The sequence below is a fragment of the Burkholderia sp. Bp8991 genome, from assembly GCF_003853795.1.
In the GTDB taxonomy this organism is placed as follows: domain Bacteria; phylum Pseudomonadota; class Gammaproteobacteria; order Burkholderiales; family Burkholderiaceae; genus Burkholderia.
Map to the genome: position 1 here is coordinate 60841 of NZ_QTQJ01000012.1, position 25665 is coordinate 86505.

Annotated in this window: 18 protein-coding genes; 14 read left to right on the forward strand and 4 right to left on the reverse strand. The window is 63.9% G+C overall.

Annotated elements, in window-relative coordinates:
* Positions 1-410: 410 nt before the first annotated feature.
* Positions 411-614, forward strand: coding sequence for a hypothetical protein (locus DIE02_RS15970; RefSeq protein WP_044845939.1), 204 nt, complete (start codon positions 411-413; stop codon positions 612-614).
* A 79-nt stretch (positions 615-693) separates the two neighbouring features.
* On the opposite strand, the gene DIE02_RS15975 is transcribed toward DIE02_RS15970, so the two are convergent.
* Positions 694-1494, reverse strand: a complete 801-nt coding sequence (locus DIE02_RS15975; RefSeq protein ID WP_044845938.1) for a cystine ABC transporter substrate-binding protein — start codon at positions 1492-1494, stop codon at positions 694-696.
* Between the two features lie 360 nt (positions 1495-1854).
* Between DIE02_RS15975 and DIE02_RS15980 the strand changes: the two genes are divergently transcribed.
* From DIE02_RS15980 to DIE02_RS15995, 4 genes are all read left to right on the forward strand, one after another.
* Positions 1855-5034, forward strand: a complete 3180-nt coding sequence (locus tag DIE02_RS15980) for a type VI secretion system Vgr family protein (protein WP_124487864.1) — start codon at positions 1855-1857, stop codon at positions 5032-5034.
* Positions 5035-5084: 50 nt separating this feature from the next.
* Positions 5085-9671: an RHS repeat-associated core domain-containing protein gene (locus DIE02_RS15985; RefSeq protein ID WP_260427309.1), complete on the forward strand. Its 4587-nt coding sequence runs from the start codon at positions 5085-5087 to the stop codon at positions 9669-9671.
* Positions 9668-9943, forward strand: coding sequence for an immunity 53 family protein (locus tag DIE02_RS15990; RefSeq protein ID WP_124487865.1), 276 nt, complete (start codon positions 9668-9670; stop codon positions 9941-9943). Before DIE02_RS15985 ends, DIE02_RS15990 begins: the two co-directional genes overlap by 4 nt.
* 1363 nt (positions 9944-11306) lie before the next feature.
* Complete coding sequence (locus DIE02_RS15995; protein ID WP_124487866.1) at positions 11307-11624, forward strand: hypothetical protein; 318 nt, start codon at positions 11307-11309, stop codon at positions 11622-11624.
* Positions 11625-11727: 103 nt separating this feature from the next.
* Here the strand turns inward: DIE02_RS15995 and icmH are convergent, their stop codons facing one another.
* The 3 genes from icmH to tssJ all read right to left on the reverse strand — a co-directional run bounded on the left by icmH (position 11728) and on the right by tssJ (position 14567).
* Positions 11728-12510, reverse strand: coding sequence for a type IVB secretion system protein IcmH/DotU (gene icmH, locus DIE02_RS16000; protein WP_044845934.1), 783 nt, complete (start codon positions 12508-12510; stop codon positions 11728-11730).
* Positions 12507-13853 carry a type VI secretion system baseplate subunit TssK gene (gene tssK, locus DIE02_RS16005; protein WP_124487867.1) on the reverse strand — a complete coding sequence of 449 codons (1347 nt, stop codon included), beginning with the start codon at positions 13851-13853 and terminating at the stop codon, positions 12507-12509. Before tssK ends, icmH begins: the two co-directional genes overlap by 4 nt.
* A 102-nt stretch (positions 13854-13955) precedes the next feature.
* Positions 13956-14567, reverse strand: coding sequence for a type VI secretion system lipoprotein TssJ (tssJ, locus tag DIE02_RS16010; RefSeq protein WP_044845932.1), 612 nt, complete (start codon positions 14565-14567; stop codon positions 13956-13958).
* Positions 14568-14945: 378 nt separating this feature from the next.
* Between tssJ and DIE02_RS16015 the strand changes: the two genes are divergently transcribed.
* The 9 genes from DIE02_RS16015 to tssA all read left to right on the forward strand — a co-directional run bounded on the left by DIE02_RS16015 (position 14946) and on the right by tssA (position 25618).
* Complete coding sequence (locus DIE02_RS16015; protein ID WP_044845931.1) at positions 14946-15587, forward strand: M48 family metallopeptidase; 642 nt, start codon at positions 14946-14948, stop codon at positions 15585-15587.
* Positions 15588-15621: 34 nt separating this feature from the next.
* Positions 15622-16137 carry a type VI secretion system contractile sheath small subunit gene (gene tssB, locus DIE02_RS16020; RefSeq protein ID WP_059465242.1) on the forward strand — a complete coding sequence of 172 codons (516 nt, stop codon included), beginning with the start codon at positions 15622-15624 and terminating at the stop codon, positions 16135-16137.
* A gap of 15 nt (positions 16138-16152) precedes the next feature.
* Positions 16153-17643 (forward strand): type VI secretion system contractile sheath large subunit, encoded by a 1491-nt coding sequence (gene tssC / locus DIE02_RS16025; RefSeq protein ID WP_006751237.1) that lies wholly within the window; start codon positions 16153-16155, stop codon positions 17641-17643.
* 70 nt (positions 17644-17713) lie between these two features.
* Positions 17714-18217 carry a type VI secretion system tube protein Hcp gene (locus DIE02_RS16030; RefSeq protein ID WP_006477093.1) on the forward strand — a complete coding sequence of 168 codons (504 nt, stop codon included), beginning with the start codon at positions 17714-17716 and terminating at the stop codon, positions 18215-18217.
* 62 nt (positions 18218-18279) lie between these two features.
* Positions 18280-18765: a type VI secretion system baseplate subunit TssE gene (tssE, locus tag DIE02_RS16035; protein ID WP_044845929.1), complete on the forward strand. Its 486-nt coding sequence runs from the start codon at positions 18280-18282 to the stop codon at positions 18763-18765.
* Positions 18766-18842: 77 nt separating this feature from the next.
* Positions 18843-20678: a type VI secretion system baseplate subunit TssF gene (gene tssF / locus DIE02_RS16040; RefSeq protein ID WP_124487868.1), complete on the forward strand. Its 1836-nt coding sequence runs from the start codon at positions 18843-18845 to the stop codon at positions 20676-20678.
* Positions 20642-21742, forward strand: coding sequence for a type VI secretion system baseplate subunit TssG (tssG, locus tag DIE02_RS16045; RefSeq protein ID WP_124487869.1), 1101 nt, complete (start codon positions 20642-20644; stop codon positions 21740-21742). The genes tssF and tssG overlap by 37 nt, the downstream gene beginning before the upstream one ends.
* Before the next feature lie 40 nt (positions 21743-21782).
* A complete protein-coding gene (gene tssH, locus DIE02_RS16050) occupies positions 21783-24452 on the forward strand; it encodes a type VI secretion system ATPase TssH (protein WP_124522216.1) in 2670 nt (889 codons plus the stop codon).
* A gap of 44 nt (positions 24453-24496) precedes the next feature.
* Positions 24497-25618 carry a type VI secretion system protein TssA gene (tssA, locus tag DIE02_RS16055; RefSeq protein WP_124487871.1) on the forward strand — a complete coding sequence of 374 codons (1122 nt, stop codon included), beginning with the start codon at positions 24497-24499 and terminating at the stop codon, positions 25616-25618.
* Positions 25619-25665: the final 47 nt, after the last annotated feature.

The window sequence follows — 25665 nt, forward strand, 5'->3', positions numbered from 1 at the left end:
GATATCCAAGGCGAAACACGCGACGCCGACCGCATGGCAAACCGGCTTCGGCATACGGCATCCAACTCGGTCACAAGCATCGCCCTCGAGGCTGAAGATGCCTATGCTCCCGCCCCGATCCGCACGACGTGCGCTGCGCTGGCAATCCGAGCGCGCATCGCACATCGTTGCGCCCCCCTTTCCCTGTCACGCCCGCGTCATGCTGCGCCCCTAACGTTGCACGTTCCGCCGCGGCGCCACCGTCGCGATTCGGGCGTGCGTAACCCGCACGCGACGCCGTGCTTGCGTCGCGCAACGGTCAACCGGGATCTCGCTCCCGGCGGCGCATCGACTATGCCTCGCGTCATTCCATTCAAAAACACGATCGACGCCGTTCGAACCGGATCGCGGACGATCAGGAGACAAGGACCATGTTGAGTCCGCATGAATTCTCGATGCTGCTGCGCATAGCCCGCGCACCGGACAGCGTCGACCTGGCGAACCCCGCGTTCGCCGTGCTCGTCGAAAAGCGGCTCGTCGACGATACGCAGGTACGCGTGAATGAGGTGGCTGCGCGCCCGGCGCTGACGCCGATCGGCCAGATGCTGCTCGCGCGCTTCGACGAAGCGGCCTGAGCGAAGAGAGCGGGAGAGAAGAGGCGTCACGCCTTCGCCGCAGCGAGTGACGTGACGCAACGCGAGCGCGGCGAACCGCTTACTGCGCGACCGGCACCGTCACGTCGCTGCCGAACCAGTGCATCGAGATCTTCTTCAACGTGCCTTCCTTGCGCAGTGACTCCAGCGCATCGTTGATCGCCTTCTCGAACTTCGGATTGCCCTTGCGGAACGGGATCGCCATCTCCTGCTTGCCGCCGTTCAGCACCGCGCCCGAGCGCAGCGGCAGGTTCGACGTCTTGATCATGTACGGCAGCATCAGGCGGTCGTCGAGCGTCGCCTCGATCCGGCCTGCCGCGAGATCACGCAGCTTTTCCGGTGCGCCAGGATACGTCTGCACCTCGATGCCCGGCACGCTGCGCGCCATCTGGTCGTAGTTGGTGCCGAGCGTCACGCCGAGTTTCTTGCCCTTGAAGTCCTCGAGCGACTTGAAGTTGCGCGTGTCGTCCTTGCGCTGGATCAGCTGCGCGGCCGAGTACGTGTACGGCTCGCTGAAGTCGAGCGCCTCCTTGCGCTGCGGCGTGATCGTGACCTGGTTGACGATCACGTCGAACTTGCCGGCCTGCAGCCCCGCGATGATCCCGCTCCATTCGGTCGGGACGAACTGCGTCTTCACGCCGAGCTTGCCGGCAACCGCATTCGCGACGTCGACGTCGAAGCCCTCGAGCTGACCCGACGTGCCGCGCGAGTTGAACGGCGGATACGTGCCTTCGAGGCCGACGCGCAGCACACCGGCTTTCTTCACCGAGTCGAGCAGGTCTTCGGCATGCGCGGCGACGGCCGTGAAACCGAGGGCCGACGCGAGCAGCAGGCCAGATAGCAGGAACTTCGAACGTTTCATCGTGGATCTCCAGTGTTCAGTGTGGTGATGGCGCACCGGGCATCGATCGTGCCCGGGCCGGGCCGAATGACGGGCACGTAGACACTACTCGCAACCGGGCGGCGCCGGAAGTCGAATTGGCCCTGATTGCAATCGATTTCAGCGGGCGGCGGGGTGGCGGCGCGGTGTGATGACGTGGCACGTGAGCGCTGGATGAGCGTTAGAAAGGTTTGCCGTGGACGTTCGGACCAACGATTGAAAATGCTCTTTTAAATCAGGTCATTTTCCGAGTCGGCTAGTAATTTGTCTGTAAAATCGCGCGAGCGAAAATCGCATCACGCGCCATCCGAGGGCGCGTCAAAAGAAGAAAAGGCCGTTGCCATGAACATGCAGAACACTGTTGCCGCATTGCGCGGCGGGTTGCTTCAGCAGGACCGGCTGCTGAAGCTCGATACGCCATTGGGCGCCAACGTGCTGACCGTGCAGCGGGCCGTCGGCCGGTCGCGCATCGGGCGCGCGTACGAATTCACGCTCGATGTGCTGTCGACCGACAGCGATCTGGAGCTTAAAAAGCTGATCGCGCAGCCGGTCACGTTGTGGATCCAGCAAGGCGATCGCAGCTACCGGCCGATCAACGGGTACGTGCACACCGCGCGCCGCCTCGGCGCCGACGGCGGGCTCACGACCTATCAGCTCACGTTCGCCGATTTCACCCATTTCCTGAAGTTTCGCCGAGACCAGCGGCTCTGGAACGACACGACCGTCGACCAGATCATCAGCGACGTGCTGAACCAGCATCCGCAGGCGCAGGGGCATTTCCGCTTCGCGCTGTCGAAACCGCTGCCGAGCCGTTCATACACGCGTCAGCACGACACCGACTGGCATTTCGTGCATCGGCTGATGGAGAGCGAAGGCCTCTACAGCACATGGCAGCAGGCCGACGACGGCAAGTCGCATACGCTCGTGATCACCGACAACCTGCAGGCGTTCGCGCCGCTGTCGCCGGAGACCGTGCGCTTCTATCGGGGCGGCGCGGCGAGCGAAGCCGACGCGTTCACGCAATGGTCGGGCTCGCGCACGCTGCAGAGCGTGACCCGGACGACGCGCACGTTCGACTACAAGAATCCGTCGCAACCGTCGAACCCGAAGGGCACGACGCTGCCGACGATGGGCGGCCAGGGCGAATTGCCCGACCAGCTCGAAGTCTACGAGTACACCGGTGCGTACACGTATCTGGACCAGACACGCGGCGACCATCTGACGAAGCTGCGGATGGAGGAATGGGAGTCGCAAGCGAAGCGCTTTCACGGCGCGGGCGGCGTGCGCGCGATCGATGCCGGCCGTCGTTTTACGCTGGCGGATCATCCCGAACACGATCGCGATCCGGCCGACCAGCGCGAGTTCGCGGCGATCGGCGTCGAATGGTGGATCGAGAACAACCTGCCCGTCGCGAGCAGCAGCGCGGACTTTCCGTACAGCCTGCGCGACGCGTTGACGCAAGCGCAGGAGGGCTACGGTGCCGACGCCGCGTTTCGCGTGCCGCATGATGACGGTTCGGTCGGCTTCTATCTCGTCGAGGTCGAAGCGCAGCGCGTGAGCGTGCCGTATCGCAGCCCGTTCGAGCACGAGAAGCCGAAGATGCATCTCGAGACGGCCATCGTCGTCGGGCCGCAGGGCGAGGAAGTCTATACGGATGAGCTGAACCGGATTCGTGTGCAGTTCGTATGGGATCGTTTGAATCCGGGCAACGAGAACGCGTCGTGCTGGGTGCGCGTCGTGCAGTCGGATACCGGCGGCGGTTACGGTGGCGTGCACGTGCCGCGCATCGGCGAGGAAGTGCTGATCGACTACGTGGGTGGCGATTGCGACCGGCCTTTGGCAGTCGGGCGCGTGTACAACGGCGCGAACCAGCCGCAGTGGCATAGCGACGGGATTCTGTCCGGGTATCGATCGAAAGAGTATTCGGGCAGCGGCTACAACCATCTCGTGATGGACGACGCGACCGGGCAGAACCGCGTGCAGCTGATGAGCAGCAGCGCGAACAGCCTGCTGCATCTGGGCTACCTGATCGACCAGAACGGCAATTCGCGCGGGTCGTATCTGGGCAGCGGGTTCGATCTGCGTTCGGATGCGTATGGCGCGGTGCGGGCGAGTCAGGGCCTGTACGTGACCACGCACCCGAAGGCGCCGAACAGCCAGCCGCTCGACGTGAAGGAAGCGCAGCAGCAACTGGTGACGGGCGAAAGCCTGGTCGAGGCGATGTCGGGCGTGAGCGAGCAGCATCAGGCGGAAAGCCTCAAGGAAGCCCACGACACGATGCGCGCGTTCACCGACGCGACGCAGGACAGCGCGTCGGGCAATGCGTCAGGCGGACGCACGGCAGGCGGCGGCACGGGCAGCGCGAATGCGTTCAAGGAGCCGGTGATGCTGTTCGGCAGCCCGTCGGGGATCGGGATGTCGACACAGCAGTCGCTGCACGTGGTCGCGAACGATCACGTGAACGTCGCGAGCGGACAGAGCGTGCACGTCGCCGCGGGCAAGTCGCTGATCGGCAGCATCGGGCAGAAGCTGAGCCTGTTCGTTCAGAACGCGGGGATGAAGCTGTTCGCCGGCAAGGGCAAGGTCGAGATCCAGGCGCAGTCGGACAACGTCGAGGTGACCGCGCAGAAGGCGGTGAAGGTTGTGTCCGCAACTGACCGGATCGAGATCGCGGCCGACCAGGGGATTCTGCTGACGAGTGGCGGCGGGTACATCCGCATCAAGGACGGCAACATCGAGATTCATACGCCGGGTGCGGTCGATGTGAAGGGCGCGTCGCATACGTTCGCGGGGCCGGCGAGCATGGGATATCCGCTGCCGAGCCCGCGGCCGGACCAGCCGGGGCAGTTGGAGCTGTTTCACAAGTACGTGAACGGCGAGGCGGTGAAGGGCGGGCTGTTCACGGTGAGAGACGTGAACGGCGCCGTGCTGAAGAAAGGGGCGCTCGACAATAGCGGCTATACGGCGGTGAGCGGTTTGCCGCCCGGTGCGGTGCGTGTCGAGTTCGGGAAGGATCCGCGCGAGTCGGCTCAACCCGCAAATTACTTCAAGCAGGCGCAGTGGCCGGTCGAGCCCGTCGAGCCGTCGCCGCAGGCGGCGCAAGCCGCGGCGACGGAGCAGCTCGCGAGCCAGTTGAAGGGGATGGCGCCTGCGGCGACGACGGCTGCGATGGGGCTTGCGAGCGGAGGCGGAGCCGGTGCTGCGTTGGGCGGACTGGCGAGTTCCGCATTGCCGGCCGCGGCAAGTGCGCTGGGTGGGGCAGGCGCGGTTTCCGCGCTACAGACGGCATCGAGCCTGGGCAGTGCCGCGAAGCAGGTGGCCGGGATGGTGCAGGCAGCTCGCCAAGGTGGGCTCGCGGCGCTGGCCGCGCCGGCTGCGAATGCGGCATCCGGTGCGCTGCAGGGCGCGCTACCCGGTGTCGCCGGGATCGCCGGAAAGGGCGCTACGACGGTGGCGTCGGCCGCCGGTGCGACCGGCATGAAGCTTCCGACGAGCGGGTTCGGCGGACCGCTGAAATCCTGAGAGGGCGGCTCGTCAGCCGTCTTGAAAAAACGAATTGAACGAACAACGACATGGCACAACAACTTCCACCTGGCGCCGAGAAGGAACAGGCCGTTTCCTGGCTCAGCGATATTTCGCCGAAAGATGTAGCGGCGGGAGGCGACCGTTTCAACAAGTGGCTGCTCAAGATCAGCGGCAATCACATTTCGTTCGAGGATCTCAAGACCTTCGCAAGCGCGGTGCCGATCATCGGCAACCTGATGGCGTTTTACGATGCGGTGTGCGACATCGTGATGATCGTCGAGAAGCGCCACGCCAATCTGCTCGATTACCTTGGGCTTGCGATCAACCTGATCGGCGTCATTCCGGTTCCGCCGCCACTCGCGTCGTTCCGACTGTCGGCACGGCCGCTGCTGGCGCTCGTGCGCAATCAATTGCTGGTGTCTCGCGGCAATCTCGGCGCGGCGCTCATTTCGGTGCTCGTCACGCATGTCAACGCCGCGGCCGCGACCGAAATCGAGAACTTCCTGAAGACCCTGCAGGACGTTCTTGTCGAACTGCTGAACGACTGCGCGCATAAGGCGCAGGAGTTGATGCTCGGTATTGCTACCGGGCTGGAACTCGCCCTCAAAGGGCAAATTTTCGACAGCAGTGCCAACGTGCGGCGTACTGCGCAGATCGCCCGGAAGATGGACAAGCGGTCCTGGTACAACCCGATGCTGGTGGTTGATGCGATCGAGTACGGTTACGAAGGTTCGATCGCGTTGGGGAAGCAAGCCGGGAACGCGACGGTCGGGACTGCGGCGAAGCTTGCTCCGGATTCGTGGCTGCAACCGTTCCGCGATATCGTCGCGTTCCTGAAGGACGAGGCGCCGAAAGTCGCGAAGGCGATCCGCGATCTGAACGGCAGCGAAGAAGGCAAGATGCTGTGGCTGATCGCGCAAGTGATCGAGGCCGTGGCAAGGGTGCGCGCACGCGGGAAGCTTCACGAAAAGGCCGCCGACGTGCCGCCCGGCGGCAAGGGGCGCGCGCAGCACGATCGTCCTCAGGAGCCGGCGGGTGCGATCGGACAGCAGGCGCATGCGGAAGGCGCCGGCCAGAGTCCTTGTAAAAGTTGCGGGATTGGCGCGTCGACCGGGTCGATCGATTTTGCTTTCGGCGATGAGACGTTCACTCACACGGACTTTGAACTGCCCGGCGCACTGCCGCTCGTCTGGGCGCGCACGTACCGGTCGCGCCTCTCTGCATACGACAACGGAGAACTTGGCGCGCGGTGGCTCACGCCATACACGACGCGCATCGATGTCGAAGGCGATACATGGTTCTTTCGCGATGCCAGCGGGCGCAGCATCGAATATCGAGCGCTTGCAGCCGGAGGTGTGCATGACGATCTCGCGGAAAACCTGACGCTGACGCGTCTGGACGAGACGTGGGTCGCGATCGCATACGGCCACGACGAGCTTCACGTGTATGAACGGCGCGGCAATGCGTTCCGGCTTGCGATGCAGAAGGACCGTGCAGGCAATGCGATCACGCTCGATTACGACGCGCTCGACCGCGTGGCACGCCTGATCGATGCGAGCGGCAACGTGCTGTCGTTCGAGCACGACAAGCAAGGCCGGATCGTGCTGATCGAGCAGGTGCTCGACGATGGAAAGCGCCGTACGCTTGCGAGCTACGCCTATGACGAAGCGGGCGATCTCGTGCGCGCAACCGACCGGTATGGCAACGCGTGGAGCTATCAGTACCACCGTCATCTCGTGACGCGCTATACCGATCGCACCGGCCGCGGGATGACGCTCGAATGGGACGGCGCGGACGCTGAAGACAACGCGAACGCGAAATGCGTGCGCGAGTACGCGGACGACGGCAGCCTCGATATCCGCCTTGCATGGCATCCGAACATTCGGCTGACCTACGTGACCGATGCGCTCGGTCAGATGTCACGCTACTACTTCAACATCAAGGGATACGTTTATCGAATCGCCTATCCGGACGGCAGCGAGGAATGGTTCCGGCGCGACGAGCATAACAATCTGACGCTGCACATTCTGCAAGACGGCAGCATCGAGCAGATGCGTTATGACGCACGTGGCAACCGGACCTGGCACGAGCGCGCGGACGGCAGCATCGTCGAGATGGCATACGACGGCAAGGATCGGATGATCCGGCTCGTCGATCCGAACGGCCATGTGTGGCAGCGCAAGTACGACGATGCGGGCAATCTCGTCGAAGAAATCGATCCGCTCGAGCATGCGACGAAGTACGCCTACAACGACAAGGGGTTGCCTACGCAGATCACCGATGCGAAGGGCGGCTCGAAGGCGCTTGGATACAACGACGCCGGGCAATTGACGAGCTACACGGACTGCTCCGGAAAGAAGACGGAGTGGCGGTACGACGATATCGGCCGCGTGATCGAGACAAAGGACGCGTCCGGTGGCGTGGTTGCCTATGGTTATGGCCCGAACGGCCAATTGACGGAGACGCGTTCGCCGGCTGGTGTCGAGCACGTGCAATACGACGCTGAAGGCCGGTTGTTGCGGCATACGGATCAACTCAATCGATCGACCCGATACGGCTACGATGCAGTGGGTCGTATTGCGAGCCGCGCGGACGCGCTCGGGCAGACGATTGCGTATCGCTACGACCGTCTCGGCCGCTTGATCGCGCTGACCGATGCGAACCTTGCGACGTACCAGTTCCACTACGATCCGGCGGGGCGGTTGATCGAGGAAATCGGTTTTGACGGCAAGTCGACGCGTTATCAATACGACCCGGACAGCGGCAGCCTTGTTTCGGTTGATGAAGCGGGTTGCGTGATATCGATCGACGTCGACGCAACCGGTCGCCTGATGAAGCGTGTGGCGGGGGAAAGCGAGGAGCGGTTTGCCTACGACCGGAGCGGCAGGCTGATCGACGCGGTGAACCGGTACAGCCGCGTGCAGTTCTTCTTCGATCCGGTCGGCAATTTGGTGCGCGAACATCACGCGTACGATCTGTTCGGCGAGCGGCGTAGCTGCGTCTGGCACCACGAATACGACGAGCTCGGCAACCGACGACGTACCGTGCGGCCGGATGGGCATGCGGTTGACTGGCTGATGTATGGCTCGGGGCATGTGCACGGGATGCTGCTCGATGGCGAGGAGCGTGTGCAATTCGAGCGCGATGACCTGCATCGCGAGACGGTACGCATGTTGTCGAGCAAGGTCGGACAGCGCACGCATTACGACCCGGCAGGACGCGTACTGCAGCAGACGATCCAGCGGTCGACCTCGCCCGCGCCGCTCGCCGAGCGGCGGTATCGCTATGACGCGGTCGGGCAATTGTCGCGGATCGAGGATAGTCGCAAGGGCGGGACGGATTACCGATACGATCCGGTCGGGCGGCTGATCGAGGCGATCAGTCCGGTCGCGAAGGAGCGGTTTGCGTTCGACCCGGCGAGCAACATCATCGATCCGGTGCGGTCCACCGAAGCGCCGGCCGCCCGTTCGAGCCCGGTGCGGCCGGAAAGCACGTTGCCGGTCGAGGTGCCGAAGGTGCTGGGCAACCTGCTGAAGGCGTATGCGGGGATGCACTTCGAGTACGACGCGCGCGGGAATCTGGTGCGCAAGCGTACGCCTGCGGGGGAGCAGGAATACGAGTGGGACGAGTTCAATCGCTTGCTGTCGGCGCGGGTTGCGGAGGCGTCGCGGCAGAGACAGTCACGGTATTTCTATGATGCGTTCGGTCGACGGATCGCTAAGGAGGTGAACGGCGAGCGGACGGTGTTCGGGTGGGATGGCGACGCGCTGGCGTACGAGAGCGATGGCGAGCGTGGCACGCACTATCTTTACGAGCCGGGAACGTTTGTGCCGCTGGCGCAGTATGTGGCGGAACCGGTTGAGGGAATCTCGACGCCGGAGTGGAAGAGTACCGACCGCTATGTGCCGGAGGAGGATCCGCTGCAGAAGATGCCGGAGCGGCGGGGTGACGCGGCGCTGTTCTATTACCACTGCGATCAGATCGGGGCGCCTCAGTTGCTGACGGATGACGACGGCGATGTCGTGTGGGAAGCGTCGTATAAGGCTTGGGGTGAAGCGCGGGAGGTCGTTGCGCGAGTGTCGAAGGCGGCGGGGATCGTGGCGAGGAATTCACTGCGGTTCCAGGGGCAGCAAGTCGATGAAGAGACGGGGTTGCACTTTAACCGCAACCGCTACTACGATCCCCAATCGGGCCGCTTCGTTAGCAAGGACCCGATCGGGTTACAAGGCGGCATCAACGTCTTCCAGTACGCGCCCAATCCAGTGCAGTGGGTCGATCCGTTAGGTCTTTCGAAGCAATGTCGTAAATGTTTGCCTAGCTGCAATGATTACGCGTCTCAGGGGCCGAAAGATCCAACGGAGATGGCCCAAGAACTTTCCAATCAGATCAACCAAAACTCGGTAACGTTCTCTACGCCCACAACACAGGGCCACATTGACCTGCAAGGGGCATCGCATTTCGATAAGGCCACGGGAACCGATATTCCGACACCTCATGTTCAGACTCGTAAAATTAACATAGGACCAAACGGCCAGGTGACGACATCGAAAAAGACGGAGGTTACAAGGGCTGCGACTAAACAAGATGTTCGCGTTGCAAGGGAGTTGGCGAGACGAAAGGGATTGTGCAAATGAGTGATCTTATTAATGCTTTGCAAAACTGGTATACCTCCCAATGTAACGACATTTGGGAGCACTCTTATGGCGTCGAGATTACCAATATCGACAACCCGGGCTGGAAGGTTAAGGTAAGCGGTGCATCAGGAAGGAAGCCCATCGATATGAACGCAGAGCGCGATGAAGACGATTGGATCACAGTGAAGGCGACCGAAACGGAATTCGTCGGGTACGGCGGTCCTGGTAATCTCAATGAACTGCTGGCACTCGTCGTAGATTGGTTGCCGTAAGTGCAAAGGGCCGCGTGAGCGGCCCTTGTTGTCTGTATGATGAGTTGAAGATCGGCGTTCGGGTAGTATGGGTATATGCTACCAATCCGGTTGACTGGATTGATCCAGTGGGACTCAAATACGTACCCCGTAGTCGTGCTTGTGATTTGCTTGGAAAGGATAAGTCGAATAAGTCGAATAAGTCGATAAAAATATTTCTGAATGGCGGCGTGTTGTTTTTAGAGGTACTCTGAAGGAGGAGCGAACGAAGTTCTTGTGCGACGATTTTGTGAAGATTGGGCCGGGAAAGCGTCAGGTTTGCGTGACGCCATCAGATTATAGTGGCGGTCATGGGGTGGGCGGCGCCACTGTGCCGGATACTCCGTATGTTCGTTTTGAGCTCTTGCGGCGACGGGTAACGGAAATCGTCTTGTTACAAAGAACGTGCAAGTTCCACTTGATGCTGGGAATAATGGATGTCAATGATGTTGGAGGTGTTGTGGGAATGCGGTGGAATTTCATTCATCTTTGATTTGAAAGAGGGGGGTGTTCCTTGGTGCGCTAAATGGCCTCAAGGAAGGTAAAAAATTCGAAAAAATGGTGAATGATAAGTTGACCGGGGGGTGATTCGCTTCGCGTTTTTTGCGGGGAGTGATGACGGCTTTAAAAATACCAAAGATGGTGCGGAAGTTATTTTGTCGATTGAGGTGTGTGAGTATGCAGGTCACAAACTAGAGGGGTTGAAGATAGGTAGAGGATTTTCGACGCCTGAGTTCGTGCAGCTAAGAAATTTGAAATCGAAGGGCAAGGTTTTAGATGCATTTTTTGTTATCGGAAAGTAGCGCTTGCAAGCGCGAGTAATGATGGATCTTGGGTTGAGATATAAATATGTCGACGTATGATTGGGTTGCCACGAATGGTGGCATCACTCTCGCGTGACGGACTCCCGCTTTGCCTTCGCGAAAGTTGAATTTGTGCTTCGGAACAGCAGTCAACCCTTGCAGCATCGTTCGGGACTCGGGTGCACTGTCATACGATAGTTGAGGGGTAAGTATGCAAGGGCTTCGGAAGATTATTTTTTCGGTTGAAGAAGGGTGGAGACGGATATCCTAAAATGGAATATGAATCTCTCCGGGGGATATTTTTCGGATGATTTGTCGTACGTCGTCGACAATGTTCCGTATTACGCCTATCGCGTGAATAAGGGGGTACGGTAGCGCATCCGTTCATTGACCGATAGCTCCCGCCGAGCCAACCCCGCGCATACGAACTTGGCATAATCACGCCTTGCTCGACACGAGCGCCGCTGGGCAGACACGCTTGTGCAACCGCCGCATCTTGGCTCGGGCGTATTGACTCCAGTCCCGTTACCACCGCAATACCCATGTCGACCATCACCGCGACCACCGCGTCGCTGAAACACATTCTCGAACGCCCCGGCGATTTCTCCGGTTGGCTCTGCCTGCCGCCGATGCCCTGGACGCTCGATACAGAGGGCGCATTCACCGAAGCCGCCGACGACCCCGAAGCCGCCGCGCCGCCCGCTACCGCACCGCAACCCGGCTGGCGCGTAACGCTGAATAGCGCGACGATCGAGGACATCGTGATCAATGCGCATGACCAGGTCGACGAGCCGAGCGTCGCGCAATTGTTCGACGCGTTCGTGTTCTACGTCGACAACGAGGAATTCATTCTGCTCTGACGACGCACGACGCACGACGACGCGCCCCACGCACCACAGTAAAGAAGGACCGCCGAGCGGTCCTTTCTTCACGAAGCGTCAACATCCGAACGAAGCCTGCCCCTCAAGGCAACGAAATCGTCAAATTCGCCGACTCCGGCCCGACCTTGATCACCTGCGAATAAGGCGCCAACGCCTGCAGCGTCTTGTCCTTGAGATAGGTATTGAGCCCGAGATACCCGAGCAGGGCCACCAGCGCAAACACCGCCCCGATCGCCCAAACCGGGACCTCCCGCTTCAACCGATGCGCGATCTGATCCGGCAGCGGCCAATGCGGCGCAAACGCCGCCCGCTTGCCCTTCATATGCGCGATCTCATCCCCCAGCCGCGCGGTCAGATACGCGAGCTTCTCCGGCCCCTCGAGCAGATACTTGCCCTGGAACCCGAGCAGCAGGCACATATGAAACACCTCGAGCGACTGCAACCGCGCCGCGCCTTGCGCGCGACATTCCTCGAGATACTGAAAGAACTTCTCCCCCGCGAGTTGCTCGCCGAACAGCACGAGCTGCAGCGGCCGGCGTTCCCAGTCGGTGCGGATCTTGAACTGCGACGACAGCACCATTTCATCGACCGCCGCGCAATACGCGAACTTCGCGCCATACACGTCCTCGGCCGGGATGTTCAGCTTCTTCGCGCCACGCTCGAAATCCGCCAGAAACTCCTGGATCTTCGTGCTGAACTCGCTCGCGCTGTCCGGCTCGCGGCCGTTCTTGAGCAGGAACAGCATGAAGAACCCGTCGTACAGCAGGTCGAGCAGCGAACGGGCCTGGAACGCGGCGTCGGTCGACGCCGGGGTATGCAGCGGGGCCGGCGCGTTGTCGCCGAACAGGGAAGGCGCGTAGCTCATGATGTGACCGCGATCAGTTCGAATTTCAGGTCATTGATGCCAGTCGGCGCGTAGATCATCGCGGACTGGGCCTGCAGCATGCGCTCGTACAACGCGCCGCGCGAGTCGAGCTGGAAATAGCATGCACCGGGCCGCACCGGAATCGCGGGCGGCACCTGCGGCATGTACGACAGCCGCACGCCGGGCATTGCCGACAGCACGAGCTTGTCGACGTCGTCGGGCGCGCCGACCTTGAAGCGCGCCGGCACCGCATCGATGAGCTCGACGTTCGGCATGTCCGCTGACACCGCGAGATAGAACTCGGTCTTGTCGTCGATCTTGCCCGAATCGAGGCGGCCGAGGTGGAACGACGGACGCACCTCGTCGAGCGTGATCGCGAAGTAGCGCGTCGAGATCACGGTGTCGAGCAGCTCGCGCAGCATCAGGTCGAGACGCGCGAAGCTCGGGCCCGGATCGTCATGGCGATACACGGGCAGGTCGGCGAGCGTGTATCCCTTCGAGAACGTCATCAGCTGCCCCGCGAGGCGCAGCAGTTCCTGGAACAGCCGCTCCGGATGCAGCGCCGCGTGCTGGTGCAGGTGCGCGAGCGTCGCGAACGCGGCATTCGCCGTGTGCAGCAGCCAGAACGACGCGATGTCGCCCGAGCGGAATTCGATGATGTTCTTCGACGGTTCGCGGTGAAAACCGTACAGCGCGTTCACCTTCGCCTGCAGCGCGTCGACGAGCTGGCGCAGCCGCTGGTGCAGGATCGGCGACGCGTCGATCGCGAGGCACGGCGGCACGAAGCTGTCGTCCATCTCGAAGCCGGACGTCGCTGTGCGGCGCACGCGCACGAGCGGCACCGACAGAAGCTGGTCGCGCGGCTCGCTGTGCGCGATCAGCTTGACCTGCGTCTTCAGGAACGTGATGTCGGCTTCGGCGGCGTCGGTGAAGTTGTCGGCGACGCTCGTCTGCTCGCTGACGAAGCGCGTCATGAAGCCGGCGGCCGGATCGTCGCTGTAGTTGGTGCCGTTCTCGCGCAGCGGGTGCAGCGCGAGGTAGAACACGAATTCGTTGATGCCGTCGGGCAGCGTGTCGAGCGCGATCGGCGGCGGCAGGTCGTCGGCCTGCGGCGCGGCGTAAAGCGCGCCGTCCGGGAACACGAGCGCGAGCTCGGCCACGCGCAGCACGTTGCTGCCGAGCGCATCGCGGTCGATGCGCACCGAGCGCACGCCCCAGTTGTACGGCTGGATCGCCTGGATGGATTCGAACAGGCGCGCCTCGTGGTACGCGTCCTGCCGCTGAAAGTGTTGAGGCCGGAGGAACAGCCCTTCCCCCCACAGCACCTTGGCCGAATAACTCATGTCAAATCCGGTTAATGTCGCGTTGCGATGTAATCGATTTGTTCGTGCCCGAATTAATCGCCATTTTGTTAACTCTTGTTAAATGACATTCGTGCGTCATGTTTAACCGCAGGTCACCGACGAAAGCAAATTCAGCGGTTGCGAAGGCGCACCCTGTTGCGGTGCGATGACAGAGCCGTCGGTGACCGTCATCGCGCAATTATGCAGGCCGATGATTATGCCGGATTTCTCCGACTTTGCCGGGTCGAACGTCAGTTTCCACCGCTGGATTGCGGGATCGCGGAACAGCGCGACGATGCCGAATGCCTGCGCTTCGCGCGACAGCTTTTCGGTTGCCGTATAGCGCTGGCCCGGAATCAGCGTGATTTCACGCACGTTCAGCAGATCGGCGCCCAGCGCGGCCTTTTCCTTGGTCGGATCGGTGAATGCATCGAACGGCGCTTGCTGGAACGAAGTCGGATCCTTCAGCGCGTAAAGCCTGACCACTAACGCGAGCGGCTTGTGATCGTTCGCGGCATTGAGGTTCGGCGCGGCGGCGAGCGTGAGCCCGATGTTGCGCGGCGGTTTCTGGGCATCCGGCACGTCGGGCTTGCCGACGCCGGCGGCCTGCATGACGGCGCTCGCGGCGGAGCCGAGCAGCGGGGCGGCCGCGCATCCGGCCAGGAGCGCGCAGGCAATCAGCGGCAGCGCATAGCGAATCATGGACGATCTCATCGTGTTTCCGGCGTGCCGCCTTTAACTCCCCTGTCAAAACTGCCGGGTATTTCCGCGTTCGCCGCGAATCCCCGGCGTATCGGCCGTTCAACTATTAAGCACACGCGCCCGGCAGCGTGCCTTCGGAAATTTTTTCCGTCGTTCGCGCAAAGCGTTGCAGGCCAAGTAAAACTTGCGCATTCCGGTCGATGCGAAAGCCGTCGGCGAGCCGCTACCAGAGGCGTTTCGAGGGGGTAGCGCACGATTTTAAAAGGAATTACTCTGCACGCAGCGATTGAATTATGAAAAATTGATCGGTACTATACCCGCGCGCTTCTTGCAAAGCAAAAGAACCAGATTCTCAACGATTTTAATACTCACGCGCCGGTGGATATAACGATGAAAGACCGTCTCTTCGCAAAACTTTCTGGGGTAGTGCTGGCTTGCGGCGTGATCGCCGGTTGTGCGAGCCAGCCGCCGGCGCCGCCGTCTGCCGAGGTGTTCAACAAGTCGCTGGCCGATGCGGACGCCGTCGCGAAATCGGGTGACCAGGACAAGGCGCTCGGCCTGTACCAGCAGCTCGCGAAGTCGGATCCGACGCGCGAGGAGCCGTGGTCGCGCATCGCGCAGATCCAGTTTGCCCAGAACCACTACGGCCAGGCGATCGTCGCCGCGCAGGAAGCACTGCAGCGCGATGCGACCGACCGTCAGGCGAAGAGCGTGCTCGCGGTCGCGGGGCTGCGGATCGCGACGCAGTCGCTCGGCGAACTGCGCCAGGATTCGTCGCTCGCGGGCGATGCGAAGTCGGACGCGCAGGCGCTCGCGAAGCAGCTGCGCGACACGCTCGGCGAATCGGCGCTGTTCCCGCCGGAGCAGAAGACGCAAACGCGCAAGGTCGTGCGTCGCCAGATTCACCGTCCGAAGGCCGGCGCCGGCGCTGCAACCGAGGTCGCCGCCGGTGCTGCCACCACGCCGACGGCGTCGGGCAACACCGCGCCGCAGAAGGGCGGCGCCGATCCGTTCAGCGCACTGCGCAACTGACGCGATAACCACAACTAACCTGGGAGCCGTCGAGATGGCCAAGAAAGAAAGCATTCAGAAAAGCTTGCAGAAAATACGGCCGCCGCGCGTCCAGCTGACCTACGAGGTCGAGAAGGGCGACGCGATCGAGGTAAAGGAACTGCCGTTCGTCGTCGGGGTCGTCGGCGATCTGGCGGGCCAGTCGGAAGTCGAGCAGCCGAAGCTGCGCGACCGCAAGTTCGTCAACATCGACCGTGACAACTTCGACGACGTGATGAAGGCGATCGAGCCGCGTGCCGCGTTCCAGGTGGAAAACCGCCTGAGCCCGGAAGGCGGCAAGTTCGCGGTCGACCTGAAGTTCCGTTCGCTGTCGGATTTCAACCCGGACGAAGTCGTCGAACAGGTCGAGCCGCTGCGCCGCCTGCTCGAGGCGCGCTCGAAGCTCGCCGACCTGCGCAACAAGCTCGCCGGCAACGACAAGCTCGAGGACCTGCTGTCCGAAGTGCTGAAGAACACGCAGCAGCTGCAGGAGCTCGCGAAGGGCACCGGCGGCGACAAAGACGGCGAATGACGACGGAGTGTTGAGATGAACCAGCAAACGGCTGCGGCCCAAGCGAGCGGCGCGGAATACGCCGCCGGGACTTCGCTGCTCGACGACATCGTCGAGAAGAGCAAGGTCGCGAAATCCGATTCCGAGCATGCACGTGCGAAGGACCTGATCGGCGAACTCGTGCACCAGGTGCTCGACGGCACGGTGATCGTGTCGGACAACCTGTCGGCGACGATCGACGCGCGCGTCGCGGAACTCGATCGCCTGATCTCCACGCAGCTGTCCGCGGTGATGCACGCGCCGGAATTCCAGCGCCTCGAAAGCACGTGGCGCGGGATGGATTACCTGGTCAAGGAAAGCAACACCGGCCAGACGATCAAGATCAAGGCGCTGCACGCACCGAAGCGCGACCTCGTGCGCGACTTCAAGGGCGCGAGCGAGTTCGACCAGAGCGCGCTGTTCAAGAAGGTCTACGAAGAAGAGTTCGGCACGTTCGGCGGCTCGCCGTTCGGTGCGCTGATCGGCGATTACGAGATCTCGCGCCAGCCGGAAGACATGTACTTCATCGAGCAGATGTCGCACGTCGCGGCGGCCGCGCACGCGCCGTTCATCGCGTCGGCGTCGCCCGAGCTGCTCGGCCTCGAGTCGTTCTCCGACCTCGGCAAGCCGCGCGATCTCGGCAAGGTGTTCGACACGGTCGAATACGCGAAGTGGAAGTCGTTCCGCGATTCGGAAGACTCGCGCTACGTCGGCCTCACGCTGCCGCGCTTCCTCGGCCGCCTGCCGTTCAATCCGAAGGACGGCCAGACGGCGGAGAACTTCAACTTCGTCGAGGACGTCGACGGCACCGAGCACGACAAGTACCTGTGGTGCAACGCGGCGTGGGCCTTCGCGGCACGCCTGACGGCCGCGTTCGACGACTTCGGCTGGTGCGCGGCGATCCGCGGTGTCGAGGGCGGCGGCCTCGTCGAGGACCTGCCGACCCACACGTTCAAGACCGACGACGGTGAAGTCGCGCTGAAGTGCCCGACCGAAATCGCGATCACCGATCGCCGCGAGAAGGAGCTGAGCGACCTCGGCTTCATCCCGCTCGTGCATTGCAAGAACTCGGATTACGCTGCGTTCTTCGCCGCGCAATCGGTGCAGAAACCGAAAAAATACAGCACCGACAGCGCGAATGCGAACGCCGTCCTGTCCGCCCAGCTTCAGTACATCTTCTCGGTATCGCGCGTCGCGCACTACCTGAAGGCGATGATGCGGGACAAGATCGGCAGCTTCGCATCGGCGCAGAACGTAGAGACTTTCCTCAACCGGTGGATTTCGCAGTACGTCCTGCTCGACGACAACGCGTCTCAGGAACAGAAGGCGCAATTTCCGCTGCGCGAGGCATCCATACAAGTGTCGGAGATTCCGGGCAAGCCGGGCTCGTATCGTTCGGTCGCGTTCCTGCGTCCGCACTTTCAGCTCGACGAACTCTCGATTTCTCTGCGACTTGTCGCTGATCTGCCCAAACCGGCAAATTCATAAGCGAGTAAATCGCCCGGGCGGGCCGCCTGGGTAGGACGTTAAAACCACCTCTTTGGGGAGTCGAAGGGCCATGTTACATATGCACTTGCAGTTTGGTAGTCCGGCGGTGAAGGGTGAATCCGCGGACAAGGACCATCAAGGCTGGATCGAGCTGAAATCGTGGGATCACTCGATCGTTCAGCCGCGTTCGGCAACGGCATCGACCGCAGGCGGTCACACGATGACGCGCTGCGAGCACGGCGACATGATTTTCACGAAGGAAATCGATTCGTCGAGCCCGCTGCTGTATCAGCACGCGTCGGGCGGCACCACGTTCGATGAAGTGACGGTCCATTTCTCGCGCGCGGACGGTGAAGGCAAGCGCGTGCAGTATCTGGAAGTGAAGCTCAAGTACGTGATCATCTCGAGCATCGCACCGAGCGTTCGCGAAGAAGGTCTGCCGCTCGAGACGTTCTCGCTGAAGTACGCGGCCGTGCAGTGGAAGCAGACCCAGCAGAAGATCGGCGGCAACCAGGGCGGCAACACGCAAGGCGCCTGGAGCCTGACGAAGAACGACAAGACCTACGCGGTCTAAGGTCGGTTGCGGCAACGGGGCGCTCGGCGTCCCGTTGCCGTTTTCGCTGTGCACGCCGGCCGATGAAAAGATTCGAACCCAGTTTTCTCGACAAGCTGTTCGACGACGAACCGCATCTGCCGGCCTCGGCCGCGATGCGGCAATTGTCGCTGGACGAGCTCAAGAACACGGTCGCCCGCGACGTCGAGGCGATCCTCAACACCCGTATCGCGCACACCGAAATCGAGCTGGCCGCGCTGCCGGAATGCCAGAAGTCGGTGCTGACCTACGGGCTGAACGATTTCGCGGGGCTGAGCCTCGCGAGTCACTACGACCGCGCGTTCATCTGCAAGTCGATCCAGCAGGCCATCGCGCGCCACGAGCCGCGGCTGCAGCAGGTGCAGGTGACGTTCGAGCTGAACGAGCAGTCGACCAACGCGCTTTACTTCGCGATCCAGGCGCTGCTCGTCGTGCACCCGGCCGAGGAGCCGGTGAGTTTCGATGCGATGCTGCAGCCGTCGACGCTGCAGTATTCGGTCACGCGCGCACGCGCGGCCAGAATGCTGTGAATCGAGCTGCCGAGCGGGCCGGACCGCCCGGTGGTGGATCAGGGTCCGGCAGGAAATATTGAGGTTCGGGGTCGTCGATGGAAGAATTGCTGCCGTATTACGAGCGCGAATTATCGTTTTTGCGGCGCTATTCGCGAGATTTCGCCGAGCGCTATCCGAAGATCGCCGCGCGGCTCGCGCTGTCGGGCGAGCACTGCGAGGATCCGCACGTCGAGCGGATGATCGAGTCGTTCGCGCTGCTCGGCGCGCGCATCAACAAGAAGCTCGACGACGACTACCCGGAATTCACCGAAGCGCTGCTGGAAGTGCTGTATCCGCACTACCTGCGGCCGTTCCCGTCTTGCTCGATCGCGCAGTTCACGCCGGCGTCGCCCGGCCAGCAGACCGAACCGGTCGTGATCGACCGCGGCACCGAGCTGAAGAGCCGCCCGATCCGCGGCGTGCAGTGCCGGTTCCGCACCGCGTACGACGTGACGCTCGCGCCGATCCGCATCTCGGAGGCGCGCTACACGCCGGTCGCGCTCGCGCCGAGCGCGACCGTGCTGCCGTCCAACGCGACGGGCGTGATCTCGATCACGTTCGAATCGCTCGCCGCGCAGCTCGATCTCGGCGCGCTGAAGCTGCCGACGCTGCGCGCGCACCTGCATGGCGAGCAGTCGTTCGTCGCTGCGCTGACCGACTGCCTGTTCGTCAACGTGCTCGGCGCGTACGTCGAGCCCGAGCGCAACGGCCGCTGGACCGCGCTGCGCAAGCTGCCGATCGCGCACGCCGGCTTCGACGAGGACGACGCGCTGATCGACTACCCGGCGAAGTCGCACCCCGCGTATCGCCTGCTCACCGAATACTTCGCGTTCCCCGACAAGTTCGATTTCGTCGATTTCGATCTTGCGGCCATCGCGCGCGCGTCGGGCCGCTGCCAGCGCGCGACGCTGCATCTGGTGCTGCAGGACGTGCGCAGCGATTCGCACGTCGCGCGGCTGCTCGAGCTGCTGACGGCCAGCCATTTCCGGCTGTTCTGCACGCCGATCGTCAACCTGTTCCGCCAGCACGGCGAGCCGATCCGCATCACGCACCGCGCGGTGTCGTATCCGGTGATCGCCGAAGCGCGCCGCGCGTTCGCGTACGAGGTGTACTCGATCGATTCGGTGAAGCTCGTCCGGCAGCAGGCGCATGAAGAATCGGTGATCGAGTTCCGGCCGTTCTATTCGCTGCATCACGGCGAATCGGCACGGATCGGTCACTACTGGTTCGCGCGCCGCAACGACTGGGTCGCGCAGAAAAGCCCCGGCTACGAAACCGAGATCTCGATCGTCGACATCGACTTCGAGCCGACCTCGCCGCAGACCGACACGCTGAGCCTCGATCTCACCTGCACGAACCGCGACCTGCCGGCGATGCTCGCCTTCGGCCTCGAAGGCGGCGACCTGTTCCAGGAAGGCGGCGCGCAGACGAGCGGCATCTCGATGCTGCGCCGCCCGACGCAGAGCGTGCGCTTCGAGCGCGGCCGCGCCGCGCACTGGCGGCTCGTGTCGCATCTCGCGCTGAACCACGTGTCGCTGGTCGCGCACGGGCTCGCGCCGCTCAAGGAAATGCTGACGCTGTACGACCTGCGGCGCACCGCCGTGTCGATGCGCCAGATCGACGGCCTCGCCGGCGTCGAGCAGCGCGGCGCCGTGCAGTGGCTGCCCGGCAAGCCGTTCGCGACCTTCGTGCGCGGCATCGAGATCCGCCTGACGATCGACGAGGAGCACTTCGTCGGCGCGAGCCTCGCGTCGTTCGTACGCGTGCTCGACAGCTTCTTCGGGCTGTACGTCCATCTCAACAGTTTCGTTCAACTAGTCGTGGTGTCGAAGCGCACCGGCGAGGAGATCATTCGATGCAAGCCCCGCACCGGCGAATCGATCCTGGCGTAGTCGACGCGCTGCTCGACGAGCCGCACCGCTTCGAGTTCTTCCAGGCGGTGCGCGTGCTCGAAGGGCTATTCGCGCGGCAGGCGTCCGATGCCCCCGGCGCGTGGCGGCAGGGCGACGTCGTCGCGCAGCGCATCGAATTCCGCAACACGCTGTCGCTCGGCTTTCCGCCGAGCGAGATCGAAGGCGCCCGCTCGTTCGACGACGACGGCACGCTGCTCGACTCGGGCGAGGATCGCGGCGCCGCGCTCGCGGCCGGCGAGCTCGGTCACGTCGAACTGACACCCGCATTCTTCGGGCTGCTCGGCGGGCAGGGCGCGCTGCCGCTGCACTACACCGAGCAGATCGTCGCGCGCGAGCACCTGAAGCGCGACCACGCGGCGCGCGCCTTCTTCGACGTGTTCTCGAACCGCGCGACCGCGCTGTTCTACGCGGCGTGGAAGAAATACCGGCTGCCGTTCCATTACGAACTCGACCGCGACGAGCGCTACCTGCCGCTCCTGCTCGCGATCGCCGGCGTGCCGAGCGACGAGGTGCGCGACAGCCTCGCGGCCGGCGCGGGCGGCGTGCTCGACGAGGCCGTCGCCGGCTACGCGCTCGCCGCGCGGCACCGGCCGATGTCGGCTGCCTACCTGCAGCGCACGCTGTCCGATTACTTCCGCGTGCCGGTGAGGATCGACCAGTTCGTCGGCAAGTGGTACGACGTGCCGCCCGACCAGCTGAGCGTGCTCGGCGAGGTCAACGCGGTGCTCGGCGCGACGGCGCTCGTCGGCGAACGCGTATGGCAGCGCGACATGCGCGCGCGGATCGTCGTCGGCCCGCTGTCCAAGCGCGACTACGAGGCGTTCTTGCCCGGTGGCGCGCAGGCCGTCGCGCTCGAGCGGATGCTGACGCTGCTCGCCGGCGTCACGCTCGAATACGAGGTGAAGCTCGTGCTGAAACGCACCGAGGTCGGCGCGAGCGTGCTCGGCGCAGGCTCGCGGCTCGGCTGGGATGCGTTCCTCTGCACCCGCGACGCAGCCGAAGACCGCTCGGACGCCCGCTATGAACTGCACGTGATTCACTGATTCCGAACGACAACAAACAATCGAACCTGAGATCGACGCCATGAGCACGCCCCTGAAGACCCTGATCACGAAACTGAACCCGCTGTGCCGGCACGCGACCGAGCGCGCGGCGAGCGCGTGCCTGGCGCGCGGCCATTACGAGGTCGATCTGGAGCATCTGTTTCTCGCGCTGCTTGACCAGGCGACGGGCGACCTGCCGCTCGCGTTGCGTGCGAGCCGCGTCGATCCGCATGCGCTGCGCGCCGATCTCGAGCGCGAACTCACGCGCCTGAAGACGGGCAACACGCGCACGCCGGTGTTTTCCGTGCACCTGATCGCGCTGTTCGAACAGGCCTGGTTGATCGCATCGCTCGATTCGCAGCTCGGCCGCATCCGTTCGGGGCATCTGCTGCTCGCGCTGCTGACCGCGCCCGATCTCGCGCAGTTCGCGCAGCGCATGTCGTCGCAGTTCGCGGAAATGAACGTGACGGACCTGAAGCACAAGTTCGACGAGATCATGGCCGGTTCGAGCGAGGCCGAGCCGCGCCAGGCGGATGCGGAAGGCAGCGACGTCGCGCCGGCCGCCGACGGCGCCGCGCCCGCGGCCGGCCCGTCGAAGACGCCCGCGCTCGACACGTACACGACCAACCTCACGCAGCGCGCGCGTGACGGCAAGATCGACCCGGTGATCGGCCGCGAAGCCGAGATTCGCCAGGCGATCGACATCCTCATGCGCCGCCGCCAGAACAACCCGATCATGACCGGCGAGGCCGGCGTCGGCAAAACGGCGGTCGTCGAGGGTCTCGCGCTGCGGATCGCGGCCGACGACGTGCCGCCGCCGCTGCGCGGCGTCGCGCTGCACGTGCTGGACATGGGCCTGCTGCAGGCCGGCGCGAGCGTGAAGGGCGAGTTCGAGAACCGCCTGAAGAGCGTGATCGACGAGGTGAAGAAGAGCGCGCACCCGATCATCCTGTTCATCGACGAGGCACACACGATCATCGGCGCGGGCGGCCAGGCCGGCCAGAACGACGCGGCGAACCTGCTGAAACCGGCGCTCGCGCGCGGCGAACTGCGCACGATCGCCGCGACGACCTGGAGCGAATACAAGAAGTACTTCGAGAAGGATGCGGCGCTCGCGCGGCGCTTCCAGGTCGTGAAGGTCGAGGAGCCGAGCGAGCCGCTCGCGGCCGCGATGCTGCGCGGGATGTCCGGGTTGATGGAGAAGCACTTCAACGTGCGGATCCTCGACGACGCGATCACCGAGGCCGTGCGCCTGTCGCATCGCTACATCAGTGGCCGCCAGCTGCCGGACAAGGCGATCAGCGTGCTCGACACCGCGTGCGCGAAGGTCGCGCTCGCGCACAGCGCGACGCCCGCGGCGATCGACGACACGAAGAAGCGCATCGAGCGCATCGACGCGGAAATCGCGTCGCTGGAGCGCGAGGCGGCGGGCGGCGCCGCGCACGACGAGCGCCTGGGCGAACTGCGCGGCGCGCGCGACACGGCGCTCGCGCAATTGACCGAGGACGAGGCGCGCTATGAAGCCGAGCGCGCGATCGTCGTCGAGATCACCGAGCTGCGCGACACGCTCGACCGGGCGCGCGGTCCGTCGGAAGACGGCGAGCCGGTCGACGTGCCGGCCACGCGAGAGAAGCTGGCCGAACGCGTCGCGGCGCTGCACGCGCTGCAGGGCGGCGAGCCGATGGTGCCGCTGCAGGTCGACGGCCACGTCGTCGCCGAGATCGTCGCCGCGTGGACGGGCATTCCGCTCGGCCGGATGGTGAAGGACGAGATCGACACCGTGCTGAACCTGCAGCCGCTGCTGACCGCGCGCGTGATCGGCCAGGACCATGCGCTCGATGCGATCGCGCAACGCGTGCGCACGGCGACCGCGAACCTCGAGGATCCGAACAAGCCGCGCGGCGTGTTCATGTTCGTCGGGCCGTCGGGCGTCGGCAAGACCGAGACGGCGCTCGCGCTGGCCGACATCCTGTACGGCGGCGAGCGCAAGATGGTCACGATCAACATGAGCGAGTACCAGGAAGCGCACAGCGTGTCGGGCCTGAAGGGCTCGCCGCCGGGCTACGTCGGCTACGGCGAGGGCGGCGTGCTGACCGAGGCCGTGCGCCGCAACCCGTATTCCGTCGTGCTGCTCGACGAGGTCGAGAAGGCGCACCCGGACGTGCTCGAGATGTTCTTCCAGGTGTTCGACAAGGGCACGATGGACGACGCCGAAGGGCGCGAGATCGACTTCCGCAATACGCTGATCATCCTGACGTCGAACGTCGGATCGGCCGCGGTGATGCAGGCGTGCCTGAACAAGCCGGCCGAGGAACTGCCCGATCCGGACGCACTCGCCGAGGCGCTGCGCCCGCAGCTGTACAAGACGTTCAAGCCCGCGTTCCTCGGCCGGATGAAGGTCGTGCCGTACTACCCGATTTCCGACGACGTGCTGGCCGAGATCATCGAGCTGAAGCTCGAACGGATCCGTCGCCGCATCGAAGCGAACCACAAGGCCGCGTTCGAGTGGGACGAATCGCTCGTCGACGCGGTGCTCGCGCGCTGCACCGAGGTCGATTCGGGCGCTCGCAACGTCGACCATATTTTGAACGGCACGCTGCTGCCGGAGATCGCGGGCCACGTGCTCGGCCGGATCGCCGACGGCGCGGCCATCGCGCGCATCGCGGTGCGCGCGGACGAGGCCGGCGAATTCGCCTATACGGTCGAATGAGCCCCCGCACGCGACATCTCATGCATCAACGGATTCACTGAACCATGCCGATCAATCTCCCCGAGCTGCTGACGCCGATCAGCGATGCGTCGCCCAGCGGCGACGACCTGCTGTTCTCGAATGAATTCGACGCGATCCAGGACGCGCGGCGCTACGACGATCCGACGCTCGACCAGGGCGAGTGGGTGACCGAGATCAAGGAGGCCGACTGGGGCTTCGTCGTCGATCACGCGGGCGCGCTGCTGCGCACGCGCACCAAGGACCTGCGGCTCGCCGTGTGGCTGACCGAGGCGCTCGCGCTGGAGGACGGCATCACCGGCCTCACCGAAGGCTATGCGCTGCTGGAAGGCCTGTGCCGCGACTACTGGGACACCGTGCATCCGCTGCCGGAAGGCGACGACGTCGAATACCGGCTCGGCAACGTCGCGTGGCTGTCCGGCCGCACGGCCGAGCTGCTGCGCGGCATTCCGGTGACCGACGGCGCATCGAACGCGTTCACCACGCTCGACTGGGAAGTCGCGCAGCATGTGGCGCAGGCCGTGAAGCGCGATCCGGAACACGCGGACGACATCGCGCGCGGCAAGCCGTCGGTCGAGCAGGTCGATGCGTCGCGGCGCGTGACGTCGATCGCGTTCTACACGACGCTGCTCGCGAACCTGAAGGCGTTCGAAATCTCGCTCGACGCGTTCGAGGAGCGGCTCGTCGAACGCGCCGGCGATTCGGCGCCGAGCTTCCGGCAGACGCGCGACGCGTTCGAGACCGTGTACCGGCTCGTCGAGCGCTTCGCGCGCGAGCAGGGCTATACGGGCAGCGCGCCGCATGCGCCGTCGGCGCCGCAGGCGCAGCCCGAGCGCATCGAGCCGAGCTTCGGCGACGCGTTCCACACCGAGGAGACCCATGTGCAGTCGCAGACCGCTCCGCGTCCGCCGGTGACGCAAATGATCGCCGGCATCCAGAACCGTGCGCAGGCCGTCGACCAGCTTCGTGCGGTCGCGCGCTACTTCCGCCAGACCGAGCCGCACAGCCCGGTCGCGTATCTCGCGGACAAGGCCGCCGAATGGGCCGACATGCCGCTGCACAAGTGGCTCGAGAGCGTCGTGAAGGACGACGGGTCGCTGTCGCACATCCGCGAGCTGCTGGGGGTGAGGCCCGACGAGCAGTCGTGAGCCGCCGCTTGTTGACCTGAGAGCGCGGGCCCGGCGGGCTCGCGATG